At 48.3% G+C, this 7,764-nt stretch carries 8 protein-coding genes; 2 read left to right on the top strand and 6 right to left on the bottom strand.

Translation table 11 applies throughout. The features are described from left to right. Positions 1-103: 103 nt before the first annotated feature. From HWQ67_RS09760 to HWQ67_RS09785, 6 genes are all read right to left on the bottom strand, one after another. Positions 104-970, bottom strand: coding sequence for an FG-GAP repeat domain-containing protein (locus tag HWQ67_RS09760; protein ID WP_218252501.1), 867 nt, complete (start codon positions 968-970; stop codon positions 104-106). Between the two features lie 140 nt (positions 971-1,110). Next, positions 1,111-1,407, bottom strand: coding sequence for a hypothetical protein (locus HWQ67_RS09765; protein WP_218252502.1), 297 nt, complete (start codon positions 1,405-1,407; stop codon positions 1,111-1,113). 265 nt (positions 1,408-1,672) lie between these two features. Further along, positions 1,673-2,260 (bottom strand): GIY-YIG nuclease family protein, encoded by a 588-nt coding sequence (locus HWQ67_RS19940; protein WP_255317211.1) that lies wholly within the window; start codon positions 2,258-2,260, stop codon positions 1,673-1,675. Positions 2,261-2,390: 130 nt separating this feature from the next. After that, positions 2,391-2,744: a four helix bundle protein gene (locus HWQ67_RS09775; protein ID WP_218252503.1), complete on the bottom strand. Its 354-nt coding sequence runs from the start codon at positions 2,742-2,744 to the stop codon at positions 2,391-2,393. Positions 2,745-3,617: 873 nt separating this feature from the next. Beyond that, entirely contained in the window at positions 3,618-4,382 is a 765-nt protein-coding gene (locus tag HWQ67_RS09780) for an ABC transporter ATP-binding protein (protein ID WP_218252504.1), read from the bottom strand. Continuing rightward, positions 4,363-5,325, bottom strand: a complete 963-nt coding sequence (locus HWQ67_RS09785) for a branched-chain amino acid ABC transporter permease (RefSeq protein WP_218252505.1) — start codon at positions 5,323-5,325, stop codon at positions 4,363-4,365. The genes HWQ67_RS09780 and HWQ67_RS09785 overlap by 20 nt, the downstream gene beginning before the upstream one ends. A 339-nt stretch (positions 5,326-5,664) precedes the next feature. On the opposite strand from HWQ67_RS09785, the gene HWQ67_RS09790 reads away from it, so the two are divergent. Both HWQ67_RS09790 and HWQ67_RS09795 read left to right on the top strand, forming a co-directional pair. Beyond that, complete coding sequence (locus tag HWQ67_RS09790) at positions 5,665-6,123, top strand: SRPBCC family protein (RefSeq protein ID WP_218252506.1); 459 nt, start codon at positions 5,665-5,667, stop codon at positions 6,121-6,123. A gap of 20 nt (positions 6,124-6,143) precedes the next feature. Next, entirely contained in the window at positions 6,144-7,382 is a 1,239-nt protein-coding gene (locus tag HWQ67_RS09795; RefSeq protein ID WP_218252507.1) for a replication-associated recombination protein A, read from the top strand. The last annotated feature ends 382 nt before the right edge of the window (positions 7,383-7,764 follow it).

The raw sequence follows: 7,764 nt of genomic DNA on the forward strand, positions 1-7,764 counted from the left end.
CACTCCATTCAAGCGTGGTCATGTTGCTCAAGCATAGTAACAATGCCATATTATGAAGGGATAAAAGTGGCTTAAATCCTGACAACCACGGTTGATTGTGGTGCTACCCGTCTCCGTCGTAATCTCCTATATCTTGAATACTCCACCCAGTCAATGTTCCTGGTGTATTACTCGATGTCTGTATTGTTACACCATCCATTAGCCATATATACAACATCCCCGTTGTGCTATGCTGCCACAAGACATCGCTCTTGCCGTCTCCGTCAAAGTCTCCTATGCCAAGGATAATCCAGGTACCATCTGGCTGTATCGATGGAGAAACGGTAGATTTCACCGTCACTCCGTCCACAAACCAGATGTACACCGCATTTGTGACGGTATTTTGCCACAATACATCGCTCTTACCGTCTCCGTCAAAATCTCCTATGGCCTTGACCTCCCAACCGGGCACTGGTGTTCCTCCACCACCGCCGCCGCTTACGTTTATCACCTTGTTCGTCTTTATACTAACCCCGTCCATTAACCAAATACACACCTCGCCGGTTGCTGTATTCTGCCACAAGACATCGCCCTTGCTGTCCCCGTCGAAGTCGCCTACTCCTCTGACCTCCCAACTTGTCCCGGTAAAAGTTAATACTGATGTCTTCTGTGATCCACCCTTCAACCATATTGCAACCTCTCCGGTGCCCATATGTTGCCACAAGAGATCACCCTTGCCGTCACCGTCGAAATCTCCACCGCTCAATATCTGCCAGTTCAACTCAGATACCTTAGACAATGGGGATACCGTCCCTATTGCCTTACCATTCATTGACCACGTAACAACATCTCCGCTATCGATGTTATACCACAGCACATCGCCCTTGCCGTCACCGTCAAAGTCATTTGTTACCTTACTGTAGCCGTTTGTTGCCATGCACAAGACTAACGCCAATATGAGCAACAACACCTTGCTGATACCTCTACTCATTCGATTAGCTCCTTATTCCTAAATCTCTGCTTATTCCGCATACGCATGTATGCGCTAAAAACCTTGAACTCAAATACAACCTCATCTCTATGGATACTACAATGTCTACCCTGCTACATGATCTCTCACCTCCTCTGCTGTCATACCGCCTCTATGCGACGGACAGGTAGTCGCTCCTTTATCCTGCCGATGTAACCCGCCATCTCACGCACTATGACTACCGACCTTGTACCGCTCCTTATAAGCCTGTCCAAATATACGGCCTCATAGCTCATTGGAAATCCATACGTTGTCCCTCTGCTGTTAGCCTTCATCCGCTTCAGATGCAAGGCGTCTCGCACTTCAGGTATTGGCTCGTCATAGAATTCGTAGAAATAACCCACCTGGAAAAAGATCACCGAATGCCTGAATATACCCGTGTAATAGAGATACTGCATCTTTGATGTCTTAAACTCATCGACAAACCGATAGATTGGTGATATGCAGTCGTAATCAAAAGAAAAGAACTCATAGAGAAAACCGTATCGTTCAAGTACAGACTGTACAGGATGTCCTTCTCTATTGTCTGGATTGTCGTGTCAAGCACGACAATGACAAAATAGGGATAGCTTACATGCTTAGAATCGCTGTCTGTCTTTACTGTCATTGTCACTCTCATGTTGCCATCCCATGCCACATCTTTGTCATTCCTGCCCCTCTTTGTCATTCCTGCGAAAGCAGGAATCCATAAAGGTCATCCCACATAGGATTTACACTTTCTATAAGCTGTATCTTCCAATCTCTTTTCCATCGCTTTAGCTGCTTCTCCCTTGCTATCATACTATTGATATCTTCTGCCGTCTCATAATAAACCAGCTTATGAACTCCATACTTTTTTGTAAACCCATCTGTGAGGTCATTTTTATGTTCATAGACCCTTTTTATCAAATCAGAGGTAACTCCTATATATAAGGTTCCGTTTTTCTTACTTGCCAATATATATACGAAATACTGTTTCATTCTAATTCCTCCAGGCTTGTATGGGTTCCAGGCATGGATTCCTGCTTTCGCAGGAATGACAAAAAAGGCGGTTTGACAAAAAAGGCGGTTTGACAAAAGAGGCGGTAACCACTCTCCGGAACGAACTGGCCATACATAGTTGTTGTTGTTGGACTTGTTGTCGTTGTTCACGTTGCCGTCGTTCATGTTGACGTTCCATGCGTTGGACGTATTGCTAGCGTTGGTAGTAGATGACCAGTAGTTGTTCGTTTGCACATTTGCCCACCCTCTTGTGTGTCTTTCGTCAGACAATCCACTACGGTATGTCTGACTACCTGCCTATACCCATAAGGTGGGATGGGCGCACAATGATTTTCTATGCTCGCCCGACTGTCTGTCCTGGCAGATGTTATACCGACAAAAAAGATAGTCAGTTCTGGCACTATTGCTTGCCTCTTACTGATTTCATCCACCCCTCGCACTGTCTGCTCAATGATATAGTGTCTTCGATTAGATGCTTGAATGTGTCAAAACTCTTGAATGCCTTTATTTCCTTGCCAACTCGGAATACCACCCTGAGTTCCTCGACTGTATCCCTTAGCGTTGTGAGTGTTGCGATCTTATCGGTCTCTGAATTAGCCCTTATGATCAATCGTATGACCATTCGGGACAGGTCTCTCATCTCGCCCCCTATACTATACTTGTTGTACCTTGAAAAACCCCTCACCATATTGTCTATGTATATTGCCATATCAAACGCCCGCTTATATATTGGGAGATGTTCATACTGTGCCATCTCTCAGGATAACCTGACCGAGACCAATAAGATAAAAAGGCGTAGAAATTCATTAGACTGAAAAAAGGCTGGGATAAAAATAAAAATTGAAAAAGTTATGACAACAAAAATATTGCGAAATGTGGTATAATATATTAGTGAGTGAGTGAGTGAGTGAGTGCAACTGCTATGCCGTCTTTATGAGCGCTATTCTTTAGCATATATACTACTTACCTCCTTTAAGGATTTGTTGCGTTATTAGCCTTGACTATACCAACAAAGCGTAATAGCACTTAACCTGATAATAAGTCTACACTGCTGTTTCCAATAAAGTCAAGCACATATTTCAGTGGGGTGCATAATTTTTTCATGGGTAAGGGTCTATGGTTTCGCAGTTTATAGATTCCTGTTTACACAGGAATGACATAGACGGGCCAAAGACGCCATTTGCTGTCATTCCCGCGAAAGCGGGAATCCATTTTTCAAGCCGCATAAAATGCCTGTTTAGGAAAAAGTGCGAAAGTATAGTAAGGGTGTTATTGCAGATTTCGATTGAATTAAATACAAAATACGTGGCATTTTTACGGGGTCAAGGGGACTTCTTTGTGGCCGGGGCGGGTGCGACAATTGAGCCAGGGGCGGCTCGCCCCCCGCTGCGACAAGATTGCGCCCCACCCCTCCCCTTGCAGGGGGTTCTGAAGGGGCCAGGTGCGACTTTTATGGCAGGGGTGCCTCACCCCCTGGAGCGACAAGAAGCGGAGCCGCCCCTTTCTTTCTGTGTATCGCACGCAATATAAACGCGCTATAATTCCGGCGCGTCAGGGGGGCCTTTTTGGGGCCGTGGTGTGTGCGACTTTCATCCTGGGGCTGCCAACCCGCGTGAAAATCGTGCCCTCAACTGCCCTTGCCCAGATATACCTCGATGACCTGGGGATTGTTTCTAACCTCTTGTGGCGTGCCCTGGGCGATGAGGGCACCAAAATCCAGGACGACCACCCGCTGACAGACCTCCATGACCAGCCCCATGTGGTGCTCTATCAGGATAATCGTCAGTGCAAATTCTTGAGCCACCCACTGTATCTGCTGCCGGAGTGTGGCAATTTCGGATGAATTCATCCCCGCTCCGGGTTCGTCCAGGAGCAGGAGGACGGGGTCTGTGGCCAGGGCACGGGCAATCTCCAGCCGTCGCTGCAGGCCATAGGCGAGGTTGCCTGCGGGTGTTGCCGCGTACCCCTGGAGCCTAAACAGACCAAGAAGAGACATTGCCTGATCGGTTATCAGTTGTTCCTCTTTCAGAAAGCGTCTGGTTCGCAGCAACGCATGTAGCGGGCCGCATGTGACCCTCCCGACACAGGCTATGCGCACGTTGTCCAGAACGCTGAGTGCCTTGAACAATCGTATGTTCTGAAACGTCCGTGCAATGCCAATCCTGGTTATGGCCTCGGGCGGCTTGCCCACAAGCTCTTGTCCGTTGAGGCGTATGTTTCCGGCGCTCGCACGATAGATGCCCGTTATGAGATTAAAGAGCGTGGTCTTACCGGAGCCGTTTGGGCCAATTACGCCAAGCAGTTGATGTCCTGGCAGGGTGATACTCAGGTTGGAGATGGCGCACAGACCACCAAAGTAGTGACTGAGACCCTCAATCTCTAACAGCGGCATTGTCTTTTCCCGGTGTTGGATTGTCAGCGGGTATCAGGAGTCTGAACTCGCTCAGTCCCATGATACCGCGCGGACGCAGGACCATCATCACCACAAGCATTATTGCCATCAGTGTCATTCGCCATATCCCCAGCGGTCGCAACAACTCCAGAAGGACGGTGTAGATAACCGCACCCACGATAGAACCGCCAATAGAGCCGATGCCTCCAAGATAGACCATTATCAGCATTTCGGTGGACTTTATCAGATCAAACATCTTGGGATTGATGAACAACAACAGATGTGCATACAGTCCCCCGGCCACACCGGCAAAAAACGCTGACAACATAAATGCAAACAGCTTCACCTGCCGCGTATTGACCCCGCAGACGCCGGCTGCGATTTCATCCTCCCTGACGCTTAATACGCCACGACCAAAGCTGCTGTAGACGAAGTTTCGCACCACCCACACCGTCACCACGCCCCAGAACACCACCCAGGTGAGGTTGGTATACCTGGCAATGCCCAAAAATCCCCTGGCTGCCCCCAGGGAGTCCATGTTTTCCAGGACGGACTTTACGATCATGTTAAATGCCAGCGTGACAATGGCCAGATAATCCCCCCTGGTCTTAAACGACGGAATGGCCAACAGTCCGCCGATCAGTGCAGAGACCACTCCGGCTGCAATAACGGCAAGTGGGAACAACCACTGTGCAAGGGCATCGGGAAACACCCTGACCGTCAGGATGGCAGATACGTAGGCCCCGATTGCCATAAATCCGGCGTGCCCTACCGAAAACTCCCCCATGTAGCCGTTTATTAGATTAAGGCTCACGGCCAGTATGATGTTTATGCCTACATACATCAGGATCAGCAATACGTAGCCATCAAGCAGGTTATACCTGGTAATCAGGTACGACACCACAAGGGCAGCTAACAACAACATGGCTCTCAATTTAACCACATAATGTATCCTCTGTGAATGCTGCCATTTTTAACAATTTCCTTTTAACCACATTGTATGCAAGTCATAAGTACAGTCTCCTTAAAATATATTCCCAGTGTATTGTAACATATACGATATTATAGCACGTTTCGATTGGGTTAAATACAAAATACGTGGCATTTTTACGGGGCTAAGGGGACTTCTTCGTGCCTGGGGCGGTTCGCCCCTCGCTGCCCACTTGACCCTATAATGTTTAACCTTCTATCATCACAGAAATATTTACAGTAACTTTTTTTACAGCAAGAAATATATTAGTTATGGTTTAATACTAGGAAAAAATATGGAGGTAAATTTTTAATGGTTAAGTTAAAAAAGGATGCCACGATAGAGGCTTCACCGGAGGTGGTCTTTAACTATCTCAACTCCCCGGACAACTGGAGGGAGCTATACCCCAGGATCACTAAACTATGGGATACAAAGGCCCTTCCCAATGGCGGTTATAGCTACAACTGGATGTTTAATATGGCCGGCATAACGAACGTCGAGGTGGCCAGCGAAAATACGGATGTAGTCAGAAATCATCGCCTCGATTTCAGAAACATGTGCGGTCTTAAGGGCAAGAAATACACCGAAGTCAACGAATCCTTCAAGTTGGAGCCTGCAGATGGGGCAACCAAGCTGTCTTACACGGCTGACTATGTTGTCCATATTCCAATCGCCGGCAGGGTCTTCGAACTGATGTTTGTGCGGATGTACGAAATAAAGATAAATGTAGTTATTGCTAATCTCAAGAAAAAAATAAAGTCACTGAAGTAGCGCCCTAACTCCCTAAGCACATGACGGACAAACGCAGACCTGTCAGGCCCCTGCCCCCACTTGCTGACAGGATGCGCCCCAAATCCCTGGAAGACTTCCTGGGGCAGGACGAAATCGTTGGCGTTGGTAAGTTGTTGAGGCAGGCCATAGAGGGCGACCAACTGCCATCGATGATATTCTGGGGGCCTCCTGGCAGTGGCAAGACCACCCTGGCCTCAATTATTGCCGGTCAGAGCAGGGCGGAGTTTCGTGCGCTAAGTGCGGTATCAAGCGGGCTGAAGGACTTGAGGGAGGTCATCACTCAGGCACAGCGTGACAGCGCCACCGATAAGCGGACTATCCTCTTCATTGACGAAATCCATCGCTGGAACAAGGCCCAGCAGGATGCCCTGCTGCCATATGTGGAGAAGTCTGTGGTTGTGTTAATTGGCGCCACCACGGAAAATCCCAGCTTTGAGGTACGCGGGGCACTGTTGTCCCGGTGTCGGGTGTTTGTCTTAAAGCAACTGAGTGAAGCTGATATCGTAAGGATCATCAACAGGGCGCTGGCGGATAAGGAAAACGGCCTTGGAGGGGTCGCCATCAGTCTTGACAGGACAGAGGCCCTTCTTATGGCACGGATGAGCAACGGGGATGCCAGGGCCGCTCTCAATGCCCTGGAGTATATAGCCGTCATGGGTGCCTACTCCGGCGACCGGGTGACCATTACCGGGGCACTCGTGCAAGAGGCGTTTCAAAAATCGCACCTGCTCTACGACAAGGACGGCGAGGAACACTACAACATCATCTCCGCACTGCACAAGGCAATGCGCGGCTCAGACGCCAATGCCTCACTCTACTGGCTGGCCAGGATGCTGGAGGCCGGTGAAGACCCGTTGTATGTGGCACGGCGTCTGATCCGATTTGCCTCCGAGGACGTTGGTCTGGCCAACTCCAGGGCACTGGAGCAGGCCGTTGCCGCCTATCAGGCCTGCATGTTTATCGGGATGCCGGAGTGTAACGTCATCCTGGCTCAGGCGGTTGTCTACATGGCCAAGAGTAACAAGTCCAACGAACTCTACACGGCATATAATCAGGCGGCATCGGACGTCAGGGAATACGGCAATCTACCCGTACCGCTACATATCCGCAATGCCCCCACCAGGCTGATGAAAGACCTCGGCTATGGCAAGGGCTACAAGTACAGCCCCGATCACGACTACAAGGAACAACAGGAGTACCTTCCGGCAGAGTTGCGGGGCAGGAAATATCTCAGATAACAGGGCAATCGTATTTTGACCGGAAAGAAAAGGGCCGTTTGTGCAGGGTGCCACCACTTACACAACGCTTGTTTTTTAATGTTACCTAACCTGAGCGATTCATCAGTCAAAAATCTTATATATTGTTGAAAATAAAGGGTGTATATGGTCTTGCATATTAACCCATCGAGTTATGTCTGTAATAATGCCTTGTGATTAAGTTAAATTAAAAATAAATATACTAAAAATATGCTGCTATATGTTATTATACATTAGTAAAGCATATTAAAATATAAATAAGGAGCAGTTTAAGTGGCAAATCAGAAAAGAAGCGCTAACGAAATCAATAGAATTGAGGTAACAACTGACAATATAACAGGCAGGGGAGGTTTGGTGATGTTCC

The sequence above is a fragment of the Candidatus Magnetobacterium casense genome (assembly GCF_019173545.1).
In the GTDB taxonomy this organism is placed as follows: domain Bacteria; phylum Nitrospirota; class Thermodesulfovibrionia; order Thermodesulfovibrionales; family Magnetobacteriaceae; genus Magnetobacterium; species Magnetobacterium cryptolimnobacter.